The 19,664-nt window shown below is 66.1% G+C and carries 16 protein-coding genes; 6 read left to right on the plus strand and 10 right to left on the minus strand.

Annotated elements, in window-relative coordinates:
• Positions 1-12: 12 nt before the first annotated feature.
• Together ADBZ9K_RS07180 and ADBZ9K_RS07185 are read right to left on the minus strand one after the other, a co-directional pair.
• Entirely contained in the window at positions 13-1,116 is a 1,104-nt protein-coding gene (locus tag ADBZ9K_RS07180; protein ID WP_526619403.1) for an ABC transporter substrate-binding protein, read from the minus strand.
• 106 nt (positions 1,117-1,222) lie between these two features.
• Complete coding sequence (locus ADBZ9K_RS07185) at positions 1,223-1,900, minus strand: GntR family transcriptional regulator (RefSeq protein ID WP_526619404.1); 678 nt, start codon at positions 1,898-1,900, stop codon at positions 1,223-1,225.
• 63 nt (positions 1,901-1,963) lie between these two features.
• Here ADBZ9K_RS07185 and ADBZ9K_RS07190 point away from each other — a divergent pair, with 63 nt between their 5' ends.
• Positions 1,964-3,088, plus strand: a complete 1,125-nt coding sequence (locus ADBZ9K_RS07190; protein ID WP_526619405.1) for a mandelate racemase/muconate lactonizing enzyme family protein — start codon at positions 1,964-1,966, stop codon at positions 3,086-3,088.
• Between the two features lie 17 nt (positions 3,089-3,105).
• Here the strand turns inward: ADBZ9K_RS07190 and ADBZ9K_RS07195 are convergent, their stop codons facing one another.
• From ADBZ9K_RS07195 to ADBZ9K_RS07230, 8 genes are read right to left on the minus strand one after another with little or no spacing between them, the layout of a single operon-like run.
• Entirely contained in the window at positions 3,106-4,284 is a 1,179-nt protein-coding gene (locus tag ADBZ9K_RS07195) for an aminotransferase class I/II-fold pyridoxal phosphate-dependent enzyme (RefSeq protein WP_526619406.1), read from the minus strand.
• Positions 4,281-5,615 (minus strand): class-III pyridoxal-phosphate-dependent aminotransferase, encoded by a 1,335-nt coding sequence (locus tag ADBZ9K_RS07200; RefSeq protein WP_526619407.1) that lies wholly within the window; start codon positions 5,613-5,615, stop codon positions 4,281-4,283. Before ADBZ9K_RS07200 ends, ADBZ9K_RS07195 begins: the two co-directional genes overlap by 4 nt.
• A gap of 4 nt (positions 5,616-5,619) precedes the next feature.
• Positions 5,620-6,516, minus strand: a complete 897-nt coding sequence (locus ADBZ9K_RS07205; protein ID WP_526620801.1) for an ABC transporter permease — start codon at positions 6,514-6,516, stop codon at positions 5,620-5,622.
• Between the two features lie 2 nt (positions 6,517-6,518).
• Positions 6,519-7,361, minus strand: a complete 843-nt coding sequence (locus ADBZ9K_RS07210) for an ABC transporter permease (protein ID WP_526619408.1) — start codon at positions 7,359-7,361, stop codon at positions 6,519-6,521.
• The gene (locus ADBZ9K_RS07215; protein ID WP_526619409.1) at positions 7,358-8,434 is read right to left on the minus strand and encodes an ABC transporter substrate-binding protein; all 1,077 of its coding nucleotides are present in this window, start codon (positions 8,432-8,434) and stop codon (positions 7,358-7,360) included. The genes ADBZ9K_RS07210 and ADBZ9K_RS07215 overlap by 4 nt, the downstream gene beginning before the upstream one ends.
• On the minus strand, positions 8,431-9,216 hold the full coding sequence (locus tag ADBZ9K_RS07220; RefSeq protein WP_526619410.1) for a CpsB/CapC family capsule biosynthesis tyrosine phosphatase: 786 nt from the start codon (positions 9,214-9,216) through the stop codon (positions 8,431-8,433). The genes ADBZ9K_RS07215 and ADBZ9K_RS07220 overlap by 4 nt, the downstream gene beginning before the upstream one ends.
• Entirely contained in the window at positions 9,162-10,328 is a 1,167-nt protein-coding gene (locus tag ADBZ9K_RS07225) for an ABC transporter ATP-binding protein (protein ID WP_526619411.1), read from the minus strand. The genes ADBZ9K_RS07220 and ADBZ9K_RS07225 overlap by 55 nt, the downstream gene beginning before the upstream one ends.
• 22 nt (positions 10,329-10,350) lie before the next feature.
• Positions 10,351-11,619: an alkaline phosphatase gene (locus ADBZ9K_RS07230; protein ID WP_526619412.1), complete on the minus strand. Its 1,269-nt coding sequence runs from the start codon at positions 11,617-11,619 to the stop codon at positions 10,351-10,353.
• A gap of 509 nt (positions 11,620-12,128) precedes the next feature.
• Between ADBZ9K_RS07230 and ADBZ9K_RS07235 the strand changes: the two genes are divergently transcribed.
• From ADBZ9K_RS07235 to ADBZ9K_RS07255, 5 genes are all read left to right on the plus strand, one after another.
• Positions 12,129-13,604, plus strand: a complete 1,476-nt coding sequence (locus ADBZ9K_RS07235) for a DUF3375 family protein (RefSeq protein WP_526620803.1) — start codon at positions 12,129-12,131, stop codon at positions 13,602-13,604.
• Between the two features lie 96 nt (positions 13,605-13,700).
• Positions 13,701-14,417, plus strand: a complete 717-nt coding sequence (locus ADBZ9K_RS07240) for a DUF4194 domain-containing protein (protein ID WP_526619413.1) — start codon at positions 13,701-13,703, stop codon at positions 14,415-14,417.
• Complete coding sequence (locus tag ADBZ9K_RS07245) at positions 14,410-17,781, plus strand: ATP-binding protein (RefSeq protein ID WP_526619414.1); 3,372 nt, start codon at positions 14,410-14,412, stop codon at positions 17,779-17,781. Before ADBZ9K_RS07240 ends, ADBZ9K_RS07245 begins: the two co-directional genes overlap by 8 nt.
• A gap of 189 nt (positions 17,782-17,970) precedes the next feature.
• Positions 17,971-18,939 carry an acyl-ACP desaturase gene (locus ADBZ9K_RS07250; RefSeq protein WP_526620805.1) on the plus strand — a complete coding sequence of 323 codons (969 nt, stop codon included), beginning with the start codon at positions 17,971-17,973 and terminating at the stop codon, positions 18,937-18,939.
• Positions 18,940-18,967: 28 nt separating this feature from the next.
• Positions 18,968-19,660, plus strand: a complete 693-nt coding sequence (locus tag ADBZ9K_RS07255; RefSeq protein ID WP_526619415.1) for a haloacid dehalogenase type II — start codon at positions 18,968-18,970, stop codon at positions 19,658-19,660.
• Positions 19,661-19,664 lie beyond the last annotated feature (4 nt).

Genomic DNA, 19,664 nt, shown 5'->3' on the forward strand with positions numbered 1-19,664 from the left:
TGCCGCGGCGGATCATGATGCCTTGACCTCGGACCACGCCTTCACCCACGCGTCGCGGTTCTTCGGCGGTGCGGCCGGAATGGCGTCGGCGAGGTCGAACAGAGTGTCCAAGGAAGCGCTCTTGCGCACCTCCGGCGTCACCGCGTCGACGATGCCTTTGTTGGACGTCATGTAGTTCCAGTTGGTCGCCTCGTAGACCTGTGCGGGCAGGCTGGTGTACCAGTTCAACAGTGCATACGCGGCATCGACGTTCTCGCTGGCGATGGTGCTACTGATGCCGTAGCCGCATGTCCACAGCGTCTTGCCTTCCTTGGCCGTGGCGAACTGCACATTGACGCCATCTGCCTGCAGATCTTTGACGATGTTGGTGTATCCGCTAGCGATGTCAACCTCGCCCGACTTGATCAGTGCCGCAATCTCGCCCGGGTCCCCCCACCAGGTTCGGAACTGCGAGCGGTTGTCGATCAGGAAGTTCTTGACGCTGTCCAGCTGTGCCGCATCGATATTCAGCGGGTCGGTGATTCCGGATGCCAGGGCACCGATGTCGATCGCGGTGACCGCGTTGTCCTCGAGGGCCGCCCGCCCGCGATACTTCTTGTCGAACAAGTCCTTCCACGATGTCGGAGCCGTGGTGATGGTGTCGGCGTTGTAGATCAGGCCCCCGGTGCCGGCGTCAACCGGAACAACGTAGAACTTGCCGTCGTAGACGACACCGGGCATTTCCTTCATCGCCGGCCAGATGTCGTTCCAGTTCTCCAGGCGGGCAGTATCCAGCGGCGCGTAGATGCCCTTCTCGACAGCCTCCTGTGCGCCCTCGTCAACGCACGTGTTGATGACGTCGGCGTGGAAGCCGGCCTTCACCTTGGCGATCGCTTCTTCGTTGCTACCGAACGACGCCGTGTCCAGCGTGATGTTGGGGTACTTCTCGTGGAACGACTGGAGATAGTCGGCGTCGTACCCGTCCTCGTAGGAGTACAGCCGGATGGTGCCGGTGATGGACGAAGTGGGGTAGGACGGATCGGACTTGCCCGCACCGGCGACGGTCGGCTCGCCGCCGCACCCGGCCAGCATTGCCGTCGCCGCACAGATCACCGCCATGGCCAGCGCGTTTCTCACGAATGACTCCTCACACCGATCGGGACGTTGGCGCCAAACTATTTCGCAGACAGAAGATTGTCAACAATCTACGAGAAGGATTAACCTCCCGGTTACGGCGAGACGACTACTCAACCTCGCCCAGGAGCGCAACCAGCAGACGGCCGGCCTCCAACGAATGGTCCCTGACCAACTGTGCCGCCAACTCTTCGTCGCCGGCCTCGATGGCCTGGAGCATCGGCTCATGCTGGCCGGCCACCTCGTCCAGCGATGGCATGATCCGTTCGTCGAGCCGCAGCAGCCCGCGAATCGTCGGGACGTAGCGAAGAAACACCTCCAGGATGCGGCCGTTGCCCGACGCCGTGCACAACGCCTGATGAAAGGCCACGTCGGCGCGGGCCACCGCGGGGGCATCGCCGGTCGCGGCCGCCTCGGCAATATCGACCACCCGGGCTCGCAGCGTGGCGATAGCCTCCGGATCCTGGGCGCGACACACCAGCCGCACCGCCAGTTCTTCGACCGCCGCCCGCAGACCGTAGATATCGGTGACATCTTTCGCTGTCAGGCTGACCACGAACATCCCGCGGCGAGGCTCCTCGGCGACCAACCCCTCGGCGCGCAGGATCTTGAACGCTTCACGTACCGGACCGCGACTGACGTTGAGTTGCTCGGCGATGTGGGCCTCTTTGAGGTGTTCACCCTGCCGGAATCCGCCGAGGATGATCTGCTCGCGAATCCGGTCGGCGGCATCCTCGGTCAAGGACCGGCCGACCTCGATGGGGCGCAACGGACCGTGATCGCTCATGCCAGAAGAGTAGCAACTGAATGTGTAGTGTGTATTTTGCCGACAAAATGTAATCTACCGGATATGACGGCGATTGCGCGTCTTGACGCATGGGCACTGGGACCCGACGTCGAGCGATTCCGGTACACGTCCTTTTCCGACCCGGTCTTCACGACGACGACGTTGCTGCGCATCGTCGACGCCGACGGCAACACCGGGATCGGCGCCTACGACTCCGACACGTTTGGGATGTGGGACCGTGCGCCGATAGAGACGCTGCGATCAATGCTGCCGCGGTTGGTCGGCAAGGATGCCGAGGATCGTGACGAGGTATACGCCCTGGTATCCGAAGGCGGAACGTCGCCCTTTCCGCCAGCCGTCCGCTCGACGATCGACACCGCCCTGTGGGATCTGGCCGCCCGCCGCCGCGGTGTCCCCCTGCGTGAATTGCTGGCCGGCGGCCCAACGCCGACGTCGCTGCCCGGATACGCGTCGGTGCCGCTCCACGACGACGAGGACTCATACTCCCGGGCGTTAGCCGGATTCGTCGAATCCGGTTATACCGCCGTGAAAATCCATGCCTGGGGCGTGCCCGAGCGCGACGCCGCCCTGCTGCACCTCCTGCGGCGGTCGTTTCCAGATCTGGTTCTGATGTTCGACGCGGAGGGTCGCTACGACCTGCCCGGCGCGCGAGTGGTTGCCGCCGCGTGCGATGCCGTCGGGGCGCGGTGGTTCGAGGCGCCACTACCGGACTTCCGGCTTCGGGATTATCGGACTCTGCGCGACGAGTTCGGCTCCGTACCAATACTTCCTGCCGGCGATGCATTCTGGCACCCTGAGTTGCTGGAACACGCCCTCCGCTTCGAGCCGTTCAGCGCCGTCCGGTTCGACGTGTCCTTCGTCGGAGGGCCAACACCCGCGGTCGAGCTGATCCGGGTGGCCGCGAAGTCGGGCCTTGATGTCGAATTGATCAGCTACGGCCACACCGCTATTCAGGCCGCCGATCTTCACGTGGCGCTGGCGTTCGGCCGGACGACCTACTTCGAGCAGGCAGTGCCGGTCGAGCCCTTCGAACACGGCGTTGCCGATGTCCTGAACACCGGAGCCGACGGGCTCGTCAACGCACCGGCCGACCCCGGCCTGGGCATCGGGCTCGATGAAGACGCGATCGAACGTATCGCCTTCGAACGCATAGTGGTTGGCAGCTGACCGAACGGTGTCCTCGGTCAGCCCGCCACGACGGCGATAGCCCTGAGCAGGGTAGCGACGTCGATATCGGTCATTCCAGCGTTGGCCTGGATACGCAGCCGTGCTGCCCCCTCCGGCACCACCGGGTACCCAAAGCCCGTGACCAGCACTCCGTGCTCTTCCCGCAACTCTCGACTCATCCGGCCCGCCTTCGCCGTGTCACCCACGATGATCGGCACGATGGCCGTATCCCCCGGCAATGGCTCCAATTTCGCCGCCCGCAGCCCCGCCCGCAAACCAGAAGCAAGTTCATGCAACCGTGCGACTCGCTGCGGCTCGGTGCGCAGGATTCGGATCGCTTCGCGCGCACCGCAGGCGGTCGGCACCGGCAGCGCATTGGAGAACAGCGAGGGTCGGGCGACCTGGGCGAGTAGTTCCACGACCTCGGTCGACGCGGCGACGTATCCGCCTGCCGCGCCGCCCAGCGCCTTGCCCAACGTTCCTGTCAGAACGTCGATCTCGCCCAAGACGCCCTGAGCAGAAGCCGTACCGCGGCCATCGACGCCCAGCACACCGATACCGTGCGAGTCATCGACGACGAGCACCGCGTCGTGGCGCCGGCACAACTCGATCAGATCCGCCAGGGGCGCGACGTCACCCTCCATGCTGAACACACCGTCGGTGACGACGACGCGCCGCTCCCACTCCCCCAGTGCCGACAATGCCTCGTTGAGCGCGCCGAGGTCCACGTGCGGATAGACGAGTTTGCGCCCTGCCCGCGAAAGCCGGACTGCATCGATGATCGACGCATGGTTGAGCGCGTCGGACAACACCACCGTCTGCTCATCGGCCAGTGTGGTGATCGCCGCAGCGTTGGCGTCCCAGCACGAGACGAACGTCAGCGCCGCCGACGTCCCGACCAGGTTCGCGATGTCTCGCTCCAGATCGAGATGCGGGGTGAAGGTACCGCAGATAAACCGGACCGACGCCGTCCCCGCACCGTAGCGCCGCAGCCCCGCTACCGTGGCCGCCGTCACCCGTGGGTCGTCGGCCAGCCCGAGGTAGTCGTTTGAGCAGGCGACCAGCACATCACGGCCACCCGCCAACCGGGAGTGCGGCCCCTGCGGGGCGTCGAGCACCGGCGGTTGCTTCAGTGTGCCCTTGGCCGCCATTTTGGCCAGGGTGGCGGCACTGGTTGCCCGCAGCCGCTCGTTCACCCGGCCTCGTCGATGGCCGCGATGACCCGGTCCAGGGCTTGGGCGTATGCCTGCGGCGACATGGTAAGCGACGGCTGGATATTCAGGCTCGTGGTGCTGGACGCGACCAGGACGCCGCGCCGGAGGCAACCCGCGGCGACCGCCTCCTGCAGCTCGGGGGCGCGCTGCTTGGTCACCGGGTCGGTGACGAACTCGAGACCGGTGAACGCCCCTTGCACCCGGACGTCGCCAACCTGTGGGATCCGCTCGACCAAGGGTCCGAGCTTGGCCAGCGCGACGTCGTGCAGCCCCCGCACGTTGCCCAACACATCCTCGCGCTGCATCAGATCCAGGTAGGCCAGCGATGCCGCGCACGCCGCGGGCAGCCACGACCAAGTGCTGCCAGTCGAGAGGTCACCGAAACTACCCAGGGCACGGTCATTTCCCAGCAACGCGCCGATCGGCATGACGCCGCCACCCATCGCCTTGCCCAAGCACATCAGATCGGGACGTAGCCCCCACAGGTCCGCGGCGAACATGGCACCGGTCCGGCCGAACCCGGTCTTCACCTCGTCGAGGCACAGCAGCCACCCGTACTCGTTGCAGAGCTCGGTCAACGCCGGCCAGAACGTGTCGGGCGGCGCCACGACGCCGCCGGAGCCCAGGACCGGCTCGATAATCACCCCGGCCACCTCAGCCGGGTCCACGAGGTGAAACAGCAGGTGGTCGCGGATGAAGTCGACGGTCGGGTCACCGCTCCCTGCGGCGCGTGGCGCGCCGAACGGGCTGCGGTAGGCATTCGGATACGGTGCGTGGACGAATCCGCCCGCCAAACCGCGGAGCCCCCGGCCGATCTCGGACTGCTCGGCACCCAGAGACGCAGTCGTCGTCGTCTCACCGTGGTAGCCACCCAAGAAGCCGAGGATCACGGGGCGACCCGTCGCCCGCCGCATCACCCGGACCGCGGTCTCGACCGACTCCGTCCCGTTGAGCGAGATGTCCACGCGGGTAATCCCGCTCGGCGCCAGCTCGAGCAGCCGCGACGCCAACGGCAGCATCAGATCGTGGAACACCGCGTGGCTGTCCTCGTTGCCATAGCTCAGTAGCGCGGCCGCCGCGGGCTCGACCAGCTCGGCGCGGCCAGCCCCGACCGGTACCGAGGCCGACGAGCTCACCAGGTCGACGAACTCGTTGCCATCCACATCGGTGACGGTCCAGCCCGACCTGGTGGCCGCGACGAACGGGTAACCATCGGCCCAGAGCCCGGGGTAGAAGATCTTGGCTTGCGCAGCAAGCAGTTCCGCGCTGCGCGGCCCGGGAACCGCGATGGGTTCGGGAGGCAAGAGGTTCACAGGTTCACTCCAACTTGTTGATTCGAGACAATCGGAACGCGATCGCGGCGACCACCCCGGAAGCCAGCAGCAGCAGGTTGCTCAACGCCGCGCCCCGGGCCAGGTCGCCCTGTTGGAGGATCAAGTCGTTGACCGCCTGCCCCAGCATGTAGCCGCTGGTGCCGCCCACCAGGCTGGGTGTGGCAAAGTCGGTGAAGAGCGGGATGTAGACCAGCAGCACGGCGACGAAGATGCCCGGCGCGGCCAGCGGCAGCAGGATTCGCCGCGTCATCGTCCACCACCCCGCACCGAGGTCGGCCGCCGCCTGGAACAGCGTCGGGTTGATCGCCTTCATCGCCGCGTAGAGCGGGATCACGGTGTAGGTGATCCACCCCGTCGAGAGCACCACCACTACCGTGCCCTGGTTGAACAGTAGCGCGTCGATCGGATGATCGATCAGCCCGACCCACTCCAGAAACTTGTTGATTATCCCGTTACGGCCCAACAACATTCGCCAGGCATAGACGCGGACCACGGGATTGAGCTCGTCCAGCACCACCAGCCCCAGGAGCAGCGGCACCTCGAAGCGACCCGCCTTGAACGCCATCACGTAGGCCAACGGCACGCCGATGATCAGCTGCGCAACCATCGCAGAGGTGGCGATGACCACCGTTGTGATCGCGATCTTCCGGTACAGCGCGCCGGTCAGGATGCTCGAGTAGGCGTCCAGCGACCAGATGCTCTCGCCCCGCCCTACGGCCATACCGAGGCTGATCAGCAGCAGGATCGCCATCGGGACCAGCACCAGCAGAACCAGCACCGTCATCGGCACCGACAGGTAGGCCGCGGGCAGCCACCCGCGGCGTCTCGTCGCGGGCAAGTTGGGCTCTGCGACCAGGACCTCCGGAGCCTCCAACCGCATGGTCACCGCATACCCCCCGCGACCAAATCGGTCAGGCTCTCGTCGGATCCCCGCCGACCGTTGACAGCCTTGAGGCCCATCCACATTCCGTAGACCACCGCCACCTGGATCGCGGACACGGCAGTGGACACCGCGTTGACGACGGGCAGATTGTCCGACCGGCGCAGCACGGAGTACACCCACACCGGGAAGGTCTGCTCGTAACCGCCGTTGAAGAAGCTGATCTCGAAGTTGTTGAACGACCACGCGAACGAGAAGATCAGCGCTGCACCGAGAGTCGGTGCCAGCTGCGGCAGCACAACCTTGGTCATCAACTGCATCTGCGAGGCCCCCAGGTCGACCGCCGCCTCCTCCTGCGATTTCTCGAAACGCACAAGCCGAGCCGACACCAGCGCCGTCACCAACGGGAACGTCACCGCGATGTGCATGGCTCCGACCGTCAGCAGCGACAACTCGACGCCCAGTGACGCGAAGAGCAGCAGACCGCTGACACCCATCACCAGCCACGGGATCACCAGCGGCGCACCGACCAGACCAGACCACAGGCCGCGCGTTCGAAATCGGAAGCGGGTGATGCCCCACGCGGTGGCGGTGCCCAGAACGACGCACAGCGGCGCGACAACTGCGGCCAGGACTGTCGAATGGCGCAACGCATCAGCTACATCGGGATCGGTCATCGCGTTGCGATACCACTTCAGGGTGAATCCCTCGAACGGCAACGCAATGATCGAGGAGTCGTTGAACGAGAACACCGCCAGCAGCAGGATGGGCCCGACCAAAATCACCAGCACGACGGCGACGAGCGCGGTCGCGAGCACAGTGCCCCAGCGGCCTGCACCACTCACCCGCCCGCCTCGATTTCCTGCCAGGCGCTGCGCCACACCTTGGCATTCGACGGCTCGACCTGGGCGATAGTGCCGGTCAGGTCGGCAGGATCTGCAGTCCGGCGATGTTCCTCAGGAACCTCTTCGAGCGCAGTCGGATTCGTGATGACATAGCCCAGACCGCCCACGATCGCCTGCGCAGGCTTGGATGTGTAGTAGTTGATGAACGAGTACGCGGCGTCGGGGTTGGCGGCCTTGGCGCTGATGCCGAGCCCGCAGATCCACGACAGCGTGCCCTCCTTGGGGGCGACCCAGGTCACCTCGCCGCCGCTGGCGTTGATCTCCTCCGCGGTGCCGCGTCCCCCGTCGGCGAGCACCACTTCGCCGGACTTGAACAGGTTGGCCATATCGGAGTCGGACTCAGCGATGGTGCGAAACTGGCCGTCGGCTATGGCTCCGCGGATCTTGTCCTTCATCTGTTCGACCTGCGCATCAGTCATCGCAAGCGGATCGGTCATACCGGAGGCCAGGGCGGTATCGGCGAGCGCGGTGATCCAGCCGCCGTCGAGGGCGACCTTACCCTTGTTGGCAGGATCGAACAGCGCGCCATAGCTATCCACTCCACCCGGGAAGGCCTTGGTGGAGTAGATGATTCCATGCGGCCCCGCCGTGGTGGGCACCATGATGACCTTGCCGTCGACGCTGACACCATGCGCGTCACGGAAGGTGGGGGAAAGATCCTTCCAGTTGCTCAGCTTGGCGGTATCGATGGGCGCGAGCAGCTCCTTGTCGAGCAGCGGTGACGCCTCGTCGAGGCAGACTTCGATCACATCGGTCGAGAAGCCCGAGGTGATCTTGGCCGCGGCTTCGTCGAGGCTTTCGAAGGTCGCAGTGCGCACGTCGAGATCAGGGTGCGCCTTCTTGAAGGGATCGAGGATCTGCGGGTCGACGGTGTCCGAATAGGTGAACGTGCGCAGTTCGCCCTTGCTGGCGGAGTTTTCGTGGCCTCCGCCGCCTCCGCCGCAGGCGGCGAGCAACAGCGTGACTGACGCGCAGGCAGCTGTCCCGCTTCTGCGGTTCCAGATTGTGGTCATCGTGCCTCCAGGTTGGTTCCATCGAGCAGGCCGTCGCTAGCCGGCCCGTACATTTCGTGCAGCTGGATGCGGACCCGGCGCAGGTCGGCCTCCCCCACCTCATGGGCGTCCGAGGCCACGGCGTCAACGAGGCCCTCCGCAAGCAGCCGATGCGCCTCGGCGGCCACCGCAGGCCCGTCGAGCCCAAGCAACGAACCCGAGTCAACCTGCAACATCGCACCTTTGGACTTCAGCGCGTCGGCGAAGTCGCGATCACCCGGATGCAGGAAGGCGCGACGTTCGGGATGCGCGACCATCGGCCGGAGGCCCTCCGAGACTGCCCGCATGACATAGTCGACAATGCCAGCATCGTGTTCCATAGCGATATCGTCGGGCCCGTCGACCAGCACGACATCCGTGCCGGGCAACCGCCAGCGAGCCGGGTCGGCGAGGAATTCCGGCGTCCCTGGCCGGGGTGCCAGTTCGTAGCCCATCCGCAGTTCCGGACACCCGGGCACCGCCGAGGCGAGCGTGCGCAGCCGCTCGAATGTTCTGTGGAGGTCGTCGTCCCGCTGTGGCGTCCATGGGTAACGCTCATCGAGGTGCGAGGTCACAAACAGCAAGCGGGTACCGCCTGCAGCCGCGTCCTCGAGCATCTGCAGGCTCTGGTTGTCGGTTTCCGGTCCGTCGTCCACGCCAGCTAGCAGATGGGCATGGCAGTCCACCCATCCAGACCCAGCGGGCGGGCTCACCGGCTCGGCTTTTCCACTGCACCAATGACGTGAGTGTTGCTGGCCGCCCATGACAACCGCACTCTCGAGCCGCGACCGATCGAGAGCAGATCGCTGTCGTTGCTCAATTCGTGCACGACGAGTTGCTCGCTGGTCGGAAGTTCGACGGTGACGTGGGTGGTGGATCCGCAGAAAACCAGTTCCGACACGACGCCACGCACTGCGCTGTGGTCGTCGGGCACCTCGGCATCCTCGCTGGGGTGCAGGTAGATGCGCTCCGGGCGAACAGTCACCTGAATCGATCCGTCGACCGAGGGCACCATCGCCGGAGCGATGAGCCGGTCGCCGGCGCCCAACGCGCTGACATAGTTGCCCCCGACGCGACTCGGCCGGTCGAGGACCAGGATGTTGGAGGTGCCGATGAATCCCGCAACGAAGGCCGTCGCAGGACGCTCATAGAGAGTGCGGGGATCAGCCAGTTGCTCGATACGTCCCTGGTTCATCACGGCGATGCGGTCCGACAACGTCAGTGCCTCCTCTTGATCGTGCGTGACGTAGAGGAAGGTCGTGCCGGTGCTGCGGTGCAGCCGCGCCAATTCGAGTTGCATCTCCTTGCGTAATTGCAGGTCGAGTGCGCCCAGCGGCTCATCGAGCAGCAGTGCTTTGGGGCGATTGACTAGCGCACGGGCCAGTGCGACCCGCTGGCGCTGGCCACCCGACAACTGGGACGGTCGGCGGGTCGCCAGCGCTGTCAGGCGCATCGATGCCAACGCGCCGGTCACTCGCTGCGTACACTCTTGGCGGCCAAGCCCTTTGACCTTGAGACCGAACGCCACGTTGTCAGCGACCGTCATATGCGGGAACAGGGCATAGTCCTGGAACACCAGGTTGACCGGTCGCCGGGCCGGGCGGGTGCCCGTGATGTCATCGTCCCCCAATAGGATTCGCCCAGAGGTCGGGTGCTCGAAGCCGGCAACCATCCGCAACGTGGTGGTCTTGCCGCAGCCGCTCGGCCCGAGCAGCGAGAAGAACTCCCCGGCGCCCACGGCGAAGTCGACGCGCTCAACTGCCCGTGATCCGCTTGCCGCCTCACCATCGTAGATCTTGCTGACCTGCTCGAACGTGATGGAACTGCCCCCACTGCCGAGGCCGCTGGTTTCGACAAGAGCCGACGACTCGCTCACCCCAGCGCCCCGTTCTGGCCGCTCAGCTTTTGCTCCATAGCTCGGTGATCACGTCATAGACGTAGGTATTCGGGTGGACACCAACGAATCTCTCTGCCCCAGGGCCCTCCGCGGTCACCGGCACCATTGTCCCGGTGTGCTCGGGAGTCGTCCAGTCCACCTTGAATTTTCGGTTGGTGCCCTTGATCGTGAACGGGCCGCTGCGGTGTGGCACCCCGCCACCGGGCAGCGGCATGTTCTCCGGCACTTCGGCCCAGTACGGCACCGGGTCGTCGGCGACCTGATCGCTGTTGGTCTCCGGCTCACCGTCGTTGTTGGTGACGTTCTCGATCGCCATACCGCCGGTCTCGTGATCGGCGGTAACGATCAGCAGGACATTCGGGTGAGCCTTCCGGTACTCGGTGATCACCTTGACCATCTCGTTCATCGACTCGCCCGCAAGCATCATGTTCTGCGCATCGTGCTCGTGACCGTCCGAATCGAGATCGTCGCTTTCGATGACCAGGAAGAAGCCCTTCTCGTTGCTGCCAAGGATGTCGAGTGCTTTGGACACCATCTTCTCAGGCGCCACATAGTTGGGATCGGTCTTATAGTCATAACCCTCGACCTCGGTGGACCGCCGTTTGGCGCTGTCCTGCACCAGCGCCAATGCCTTCGGCCCCTTGAGGTCATCGAAAGTCTTTTGATCATAGGCATATTGGTAGCCGAGGTCCTGCGCCCTCTTAACGAGGTTCGTGTTGCCCTCGCTGGCGTCATCCTCACCCTTGTCGGGGATCTTGCCGGGCTCGCCCTCGGGGTACCAGTACTTCTCGCCACCGCCGAACAGCACGTCGACGCCGTTGTCGAGATATCCCTTTGCGATGTCGACTTTTAGATCGCGATCAGGCACCGGAGACCCGAAAGCCGCAAGCGTCGCGTTGGTGACATCATGGTCGTCGACCAATCCGGTCGACATGCCGCGCTGCCTGGCGATGTCCATCAGCGTCGGCACTTTCTCCCCGTTGGGGCCCAAACCCGTTGTGCCGTTGGGCACTTTCTTGCCGATGGACCATGCGGTAGCCCCGGCGGCGGAATCGGTGACCGCGAATTCCGGGTCGCCAGGAATGGTGTCGAGGTAGCCCGTGTACGGCAGCGCGTCCATCGGCTGACGCTCGTCGAGTCCGTAGAGCGCGTATTGGATGGCAGTCCGTTGCTGCGGCCCCATGCCATCTCCACTGAGGATGATGACGCTTGGCGGCGCGGAGTGCGCGTTGTCAGAGGAGGAACCACTGCATCCGCCGACCACTGTCATTGCGGCGGTAGTGAGGACAATCAACGACGGCATCCGTCGGCGGGAGGACATGTCAGGGAACGTTAATGCCCACCTCCTGGAGCGTCAACAGAAAATTGTCAACAATCTGCATTGTGACGCCCGCGTAATCCGGCCTTCTTTTTCCAGCAACATGACCGACCCCTTCACGTCGACAATCACCCCGGCGCCCGCCGCGAGCAAACGCGCTACCGCCTCAACCCGGGGATACCCACGGGCGAGCCTCGATCGCGGCGCGTGTCGTCGGCTGGCTAGATCAAGCCTCACGAACACCACAGGAATCGATATTCACTCTGGCACCAGAGCTTCGCGTGATCGGCCGCAGTGCGGTGCAACCACTGCGAGATAGCCCATCTCGGCAAACGCCTCGGCCGACGTTTCGCTGCACCGACGCGCCGTCTCCCTGCGCCCGCACTGTCGCCGCGGTGGCCTATCTTGGACCGTCCGACCAACTACATCGAGGAGGAGATCGAGTGGACGACGACACGACCATGTCGGTCGCCGACCTTCTCGACGTCAACCGCGACATCCAGGGCTCCCCCACGGTCCGGCTCCTGGCCACGCTCAACCTCGGTCTCTACGCCACCCTGATGGAGCGCCACCTCAGCGGCGGGGTGATTCCCGAGACCGAGCTGGTGGTGCGCCTGGAGCGCGACCTCGACGACCTGGGCCGCCCCGGCGGCGAGCAGTCCGGCCTGGGCCTGATCAAGTCCTGGGCCAGCCAAGGCTGGCTGCACCGGGTGGCCGATCAGCGCACCGGGATTGAACGCAACTTGTGCTACCCGACTCAGGAGGCACGTCGCGCGCTGGACTTCCTGCGCGGCATGCGCCGCCAGGACACCATCGCCACCGGCGGCTCGATCAATGGCATCGCCTCGCGCCTCAAGCAGATCGCCCTGCGCGTGGGCAATGACCCCGCCCGGATCCGCGCCGGGATCGAAGCCGAGATCGCGGCACTGCACGCCGAGCTCGACGCCCTCGACGGTGACGACCCCATGGCCGACCGCACGCCCAGCGACGCCGATATGACCGACATGTACGACGAAGCTCACGCCATCGCCCTGCAGATGGAACGGCTGATCACCGATATCGGCCAGTACGGCACCATGATCGAACAGGCCACCGCCGCCCTCGACGAGCCGATCGACAGCAACCTGGCCTACCGGGACCGCCAGCGCCAGATGTATGCCGACTATCAGGCGGCCTGGGACTCTCAGGGCCGCGACAGCCACCGCGCCTTCCTGCGGATGATCAACGATCCCGATCAGCGCGCCGAGTTCGAGGCCGACGTCGCCGCGGTCGCCGGGGCGCTGCCCGGGCTGGACCCGGCGCTACGCAAGGTGATGGCCGGCTTCTTCGAGCTCGTCGGTCACCAGATCGACGAGGTCGAACGCATCCAGCAGCGCTGCGCCCAGCGGGTCAAACGGTTCACCGCGTTCGGCACCCTGGAGCAGAGTCGCGGCGTGGCCCGTCAGCTCAGCGACGCGATCGGCGCCGCCCGGGCCTTGTTGAAGACCTCGCTGACCGACTCCCGCCTCGACATCGAACTTCCGCTGGCCCGGCACGCGATCAGTTCGATTGGAGCGCTGAGCTTCCGGATCAGTGACCTGTCCAATCCGAAACCAGCCCACGTCGCCGACGGCGAGGTTGACCTGTCCTCCTTCGCCGCGCTGACCACCCAGGTCGACGCACCGGCGATGTCGGAGATGATCAACACCGCGATCGACTCCGGCGGGCCGATCTCGCTGCCCGACGCGGTGGACCTGCTGGCGGCCAACGGGCAGGGCGCCTACCTAGGCCACGTCATCGTGCTGTGGTCGTGGGCGCTCAAACAGCCCCTTCCCACCGGCGCATCCCAGTCGGTCACCGTGCGGTTCCAGTCCTTGGACGGGCGCGACCGCGAGATGGAGGTTCCGCACCTGATGTTCACCGAGCCGATCTCCAGCCTGCAGGGAGCAAGTGCGTGAGCCCGCCGGCGACGATGCAGAGCGAAGCGATGAGGAGGAGCGGCGTATGAGCCCGCCGGCGACGATGCAGAGCGAAGCGATGAGGAGGAGCGGCGTATGAGCACCGACGCCGACATCGATTTCAGCTCGCTGCCCCAGGTCGACCAGACCGCCCGCACCCCGCACCAACGCCGGCCCCGGTTCGACGGCGACGTCAGCGAGCTGCCCGACCGCGCATGCTGGGCGCTGCAACAGCTGCTGACCCGCCGCTACATCAGTGCCGAGGCCGATCGCGACCTCTACAGCTGGGTGCTGGAATACCGTGCGCAACTGTCGGTGCGACTGTCCGAACTCGACCTGCTACTGCGCGTCGTCGACGGCGCCTACGACAATGGCGGGGTGGCCTTCGTCGAGCAGGCGCGCTACGAATCGGCAAGGGGCGCCAAGCTTTTGCGTCGCGAGCCGCTGGGCACCTACGACTCGATCCTGGCGCTGCACCTGGCCCAGATGATGCGCGCCTCCGGAGACCAGAACGTGCTGATCAGTCGCGACGAGGTACACGGCCTGTTCGCCGCGGTGCCGGGCGGCGTCGATCGGGACACGGTCACCTTCACCGCCCGCATCGACGGGGCCATCGCCCGACTGACCGCACTGGAGATCCTGCGCAAGACCCGCGACGACGAGGACAGCTACACCGTCAGCCCCGTCATCAACGCCGTGATGACGGCGTCGGTGATCACCGAGCTGCAGCAGCAGTTCGATCTGCTGCTCAGCGGCGGTGTCGCGGCGGACGTGGACGAGCAGGACCAGAAGAAAGCAGCACTCGATGCCTGAGCAGTTCCATCTGTCCCGCCTGCAGGTCATCAACTGGGGCGTGTTCGACGGCTACCACTGCATCCCGTTCAGCGCCGGCGGCGCGTTGATCGCCGGCGCCTCGGGCAGCGGCAAATCCTCTCTACTGGATGCAATTTCACTTGGCTTCCTACCGTTCAACCGGCGCAACTTCAATGCCTCCGGCGATAATTCGGCGGCCGGCTCCAACGCGGGCCGGCGCACCGTCGACAAGTACGTCCGCGGGGCCTGGGGCCAGCGCAGCGACGGCGGCGCCAGCAAGGTGATGTACCTGCGCGGCGACGGCACCGCCTGGTCGGCGGTCGCCGTCACCTACACCAGCAACACCGGGCGGACCGTCACCGGACTGGTGCTCAAATGGTTGACCGGCGAGTCCCGCTCGGATTCCTCCAGCCGCTTCGTGCTGGCCGACGGCGACCGCGACATCGAGGACGTCTGTAATCGCTGGGCGGCGGGGCGCTTTGATGCCAGCGTGTTCAAGGACGACGAGTGGCGCTTCACCACCAAGGTGGAATCCCAGTACCTCGCCCAGCTTTACGCGACCATCGGCATCCGGGCCTCCGATGCCGCCCAGCAGCTGCTCGGCAAGGCCAAGTCGCTGAAAAGCGTTGGCGGGCTGGAGCAGTTCGTCCGCGAATTCATGCTGGATGAGCCCAGCAGCCTGACCCGGCTGCCCGATGCCCTCAAACAGATCGACCCGCTGGTGGAGGCCCGCGAGCTGCTGGCCGTCGCCCAGCGCAAGCGCAAGATCCTCGGCGATATCGAGAAGATCCAGCAGCGCTACGCCTCGGAGTCCTCCGACCTGGGCATCATCGACCTGGTGGATCAGCCGATGGTGCGGGCCTACACCGACCATGTCCGGCTTTCACAGTGCCGCCCGCAGATCGAGTCGCTCGACGCCACCATCGACCAGCTCGGCAACGAGTACGAAGACGTCACCCGCCAGCTGAATCTGGCTAAGGCCGAAGGTGATTCACTCAACTCGCAGATCAGCGGATCCAGCGCCAACCTAGGGCCGCTGCAGTCGCAGGTCGCCGGCGCCGAGGCGCAGGCCGAGCAGGTGTCGCGGCGGCGCGCAGCCTACGAATCGCTGCTGTCCGCGCAGGGCATCGACATCCCCGAGACCGCCGACGACTTCTGGAATCTGCGCGACGAACTCGGCACGCAGGCCACCGAACTGCTGGCCAAGCTCGACCGCGGCCGGGAGGCATCCACCGACGCCGAGTACGCCCAGAAGTCAGCCCGCATCGCCCGCGACGACGCCGCCAAGGAACTCAAGCGCGTCGAGCACGTCGGCTCGGCCCTGCCGGAGTTCGCGATCACCATGCGCGAACACATCTGCGCTGCGGTCGGGGTCGAGCCTGGTGAGCTGCCCTATATCGCCGAACTGATGGACCTGCGGACCGACCAGGGCCGCTGGCGGGTGGCCGTGGAGAAGGTGCTGCGCGGGGTGGGCCTGCGGCTGCTGGTGCCCGATGCCCACTACGCGGCGGTGCTGCGGTTCGTCAACGAGACCAACATGGGCGGCCGCCTGCAACTGCATCACGTCCGGGCTGGTTTCGTCGGGGCCGCACCGGTCGAGGCTGAGCCGAATACGTTGGCCGGCAAGCTTTTCGTCGTCGACCCGACCCACCCGTGCGCCGCCGAGGCCGCCGACGTCGTCGCCGCGGCCGGCGACCACATCTGCGTGGACAGCCCTGACGTGTTCTCCCGCTTCCGGCGTGCGGTCACCGACACCGGCCTCTACAAGGACTCCGAGCGGCTGGCGATCAAGGACGACCGCCGTCCGCTCAAACAGGCCGACTACATCTACCAGGGCGACGTCGCCACCAAGATCGACGCGCTGACCGTCGACCTCGCCAGCGCCGAGGAGGCGTATCAGCAGGCCCGGCGGGCCGCCGACGACATCGCCGCCCAGCGCCAACGCTGGCGGGACCGGGCCGCGGCGTGCAAGGCGATCTGCGACCAGTACCCGCAGTGGAACCAGATCGACATCGAGACCGCCGACGGCCACGCCGACCGCCTGCGTGAGCAGTACGAACTGCTACTGGCCGACAATCCTGACATCGAGGCGCTGTCCGCACGCGCCGACGACTGCTGGGAGCAGATCCAGACCCTGATGACGCGGCGCGGCGCCATCCAGACCCGCCGCGACGACCTCGACGGGCGGCGGACCCGGCTACTCGAGCTGCAGGAGCGCCTCGAGCCGGCCTTCGTCTCCGAGCCGCTGACCGAGCTGCTGAACCGCTACGCCGCCGACGTGCCGGTGCCGCTGGAGGTGCTCAGTCCCGAACCGCACCGCGACGCGCTGTTCACCGCGATCCGGCGCGAGCGCGAGCAGCTGCGCGAAAGCCGCCGTCGCTCCTACGACGAGCTGGCCCGCATCCTCAACACCTTCGACACCGCGTTCCCGGATGCCATCCCCAACGACAGCGATGTGTTCGACGAGCGGGTGCACGACTACGTGGCGCTGTGCCGGCATATCGACGAACGTGAACTGCCCGAAGCCTACGAACGGATGATGCGGCTGGTCACCGAACAGGCTCCCGACGCGATCCTGACGTTGCACCGGGTGGCCGAGCAGGAGGCCCGGCGGATCAGCGAGCAGATCGACCGGGTCAACACAGGCCTTGGGTCGGTCGAGTTCAACAGCGGCACCCGGCTGACCCTGCGCGCCACCCCGCGCAGCCTGACCGCGGTCGCCGAGCTGACCGAGATCGTCCGGGCGATCTCACGGCGCATCGCCGAGGTGGGGCTCGGCGACAAGCAGGCCATTCTGGACCAGTACGCCGACATTCTGCAGCTGCGTAACCGGCTGGCGTCGACCGCTCCCGAGGACAAGGCCTGGACCCGGGACGCCCTGGATGTGCGCAACCGGTTCACCTTCGACTGCGCCGAATGGGACGTGCGCACCGGGGAGCTGATCCGTACGCACAGCAACGCCGGCGACAATTCCGGCGGCGAGCAGGAGAAGCTGATGGCCTTCTGCCTGGCAGGCGCTTTGAGCTTCAATCTGGCCAGCCCCGACGGGGGCGACAACAAGCCGGTTTTCGCACAGCTCATGCTCGACGAGGCGTTCTCCAAATCCGATCCGCAGTTCGCCCAGCAGGCGCTGCAGGCATTCCGCAAATTCGGCTTCCAGCTGGTCATTGTGGCCACCGTGCAGAACGCCACCACCATCCAGCCCTACATCGACAGCGTGATCATGGTGTCCAAGACCGAGGCCACCAGCCGCAACGCCCGTCCGGTCGCGACGGTTGCGGCCAAGACCATCTCCGACTTCACCACCCTGCGCCAGGAGATGCGCGCAACGGCCACTCGGGGGCGGGTGCCGGCGACGGTGTGACCGCGACTTTGCCGCCGCCCGCAAAGTCGCAGAAACAAGAATTTGCCGGCCGCGGGGGTCGGTGGAGCCGCCAGCGACGGTGCGCAACACGCGCTACGAGGACGGGGTGTCCGGCGGAGCGTTCGCCGTCCGGATAAGATGTGGCACGCGGGCGACTTGCCCCAGCTGGTTAAAGCAGGGGTAGGTGTGATGTCGCGGCAGTTGGCAGATTCCGAATTGCTCGAAGAACTCGGGCCGATCGCCGAGGACAATCTCAACCGGCATCTGTCGGTAAGCACTGAGTGGCACCCCCACGACTACGTGCCCTGGGACCTCGGCCGTAACTTCGCCGCGATGGACGGTGTCGACTGGGCTCCGGAGCAGTCGCAGTTAAGTGAGGTCGCGAAAGCGGCCATGATCACCAACCTGCTGACCGAGGACAATTTGCCGTGCTACCACCGAGAGGCGGCACAGCATTTTTCTCTCGACAGCGCGTGGGGCACGTGGGTTGGCCGGTGGACCGCCGAGGAGGCCCGGCACAGCATCGTGCTGCGCGACTATCTCGTCGTCACCCGCGCCGTCGATCCGGTCGCCTTGGAGCGGGCCCGCATGGCGCACATGACCGGCGGCTTCGCGGCCACTCCTGAGGAAGAGGCGCGGCACAAGACCGACTTCCTGCTCTCGGTTGCCTACGTGTCGTTTCAGGAGCTCGCCACCCGGGTCAGTCACCGCAACACCGGCAAGGTGTGCGACGACCCGATCGCCGACCGGATGCTCGCGCGCATCGCCGCCGACGAGAACCTGCACATGATCTTCTACCGCAACGTGTGTGGCGCAGCGCTGGACGTCGCGCCTGATCAGGCCCTGGAAGCTGTGGCCGATGTGGTGGAGAACTTCCGGATGCCCGGGCGCGGAATGCCCGACTTCCGGCGCAACGGTGTGCTGATGGCCAAGCATGGAATCTACGATCCGCGCCAGCATCTCGAAGAGGTCGTCAGCCCGACGCTGCGCAAGTGGCGCATCTTCGAGCGAACGGACTTCACCGCCGTCGGCGATGAACGCCGCGAGCGACTCGCCGCCTACCTGACCAAGTTGGAAGGCGAAGTGGCCAAGTTCGAAGAGCAACGCGACCGCCTGCTGGCTCGTGACGCGCGGAAAAGGGAACTGCAGAACACCTAACCCGCCGGCGCCGTGTTAGGACAACACGGTGCGATTCGACGCTTACCTGTTCGACGTCCAAGGCACGCTGCTCGACTTCTACACTCCGGTCCGTGCCGCGGTGGCGGATCACCTGAGCGCGCTTGGCCGGCCCGACGTTGACCCCGGCGCCCTCACGCGGGCGTGGCGGGCGGATTACTTCACCCGCGTCTCAACGCTCGACCAACGCGGCGGGCCGTGGCAGAAGGTGCAGGGCCAGTACGAGGCGGGCTTCGCCGCCATCGCTGAGGGGTATGACTTGCCGGCGCCGGACGCGGCGACCGCGGCGCGGGTCGCCGCGGCGTGGCAGCGGTTGGTCCCGTGGCCCGATGTCCGCGACGGCTTGGCGGTGATCCGTGCCGGTGCGCTGACCGCCACGCTGTCCAACACCGACATGGCGACCGTCATCGGCTTGGCCAGACGGCTGGACCTTCGCTTCGATGCGCACTTCACCGCGGAGCTGTTCGGCCGGTTCAAGCCCGACCCGCAGGTCTACCTCGGGGCGCTGGACTTTCTGGACATCGCGCCGGGCCGCGCGGCGCTGGTCGCCGCCCACCCGTACGACCTGGACGCCGCCGCGGCACTGGGCTTGGGCACGGTCTTCGTCGCCCGCCCCGACGAGTACGGCGACCCGGCGCTGGCGCACTCCGCCGAGGCGAGACGCTACACGCAGGCGGTGACGGCGATCGGCCAGATCCAGTGACCTG

The organism is Mycobacterium sp., assembly GCF_965229265.1.
Taxonomy (GTDB): domain Bacteria; phylum Actinomycetota; class Actinomycetes; order Mycobacteriales; family Mycobacteriaceae; genus Mycobacterium.

Coding starts and splice junctions, on each gene's coding strand:
- ADBZ9K_RS07185 (WP_526619404.1), bottom strand. CDS start 1,900: ATGAGCGATCACGGTCCGTTGCGCCCCATCGAGGTCGGCCGGTCCTTG.
- ADBZ9K_RS07190 (WP_526619405.1), top strand. CDS start 1,964: ATGACGGCGATTGCGCGTCTTGACGCATGGGCACTGGGACCCGACGTC.
- ADBZ9K_RS07205 (WP_526620801.1), bottom strand. CDS start 6,516: ATGCGGTTGGAGGCTCCGGAGGTCCTGGTCGCAGAGCCCAACTTGCCC.
- ADBZ9K_RS07215 (WP_526619409.1), bottom strand. CDS start 8,434: ATGACCACAATCTGGAACCGCAGAAGCGGGACAGCTGCCTGCGCGTCA.
- ADBZ9K_RS07220 (WP_526619410.1), bottom strand. CDS start 9,216: ATGGGCGGCCAGCAACACTCACGTCATTGGTGCAGTGGAAAAGCCGAG.
- ADBZ9K_RS07230 (WP_526619412.1), bottom strand. CDS start 11,619: ATGACAGTGGTCGGCGGATGCAGTGGTTCCTCCTCTGACAACGCGCAC.
- ADBZ9K_RS07235 (WP_526620803.1), top strand. CDS start 12,129: ATGTCGGTCGCCGACCTTCTCGACGTCAACCGCGACATCCAGGGCTCC.
- ADBZ9K_RS07240 (WP_526619413.1), top strand. CDS start 13,701: ATGAGCACCGACGCCGACATCGATTTCAGCTCGCTGCCCCAGGTCGAC.
- ADBZ9K_RS07245 (WP_526619414.1), top strand. CDS start 14,410: ATGCCTGAGCAGTTCCATCTGTCCCGCCTGCAGGTCATCAACTGGGGC.
- ADBZ9K_RS07250 (WP_526620805.1), top strand. CDS start 17,971: ATGTCGCGGCAGTTGGCAGATTCCGAATTGCTCGAAGAACTCGGGCCG.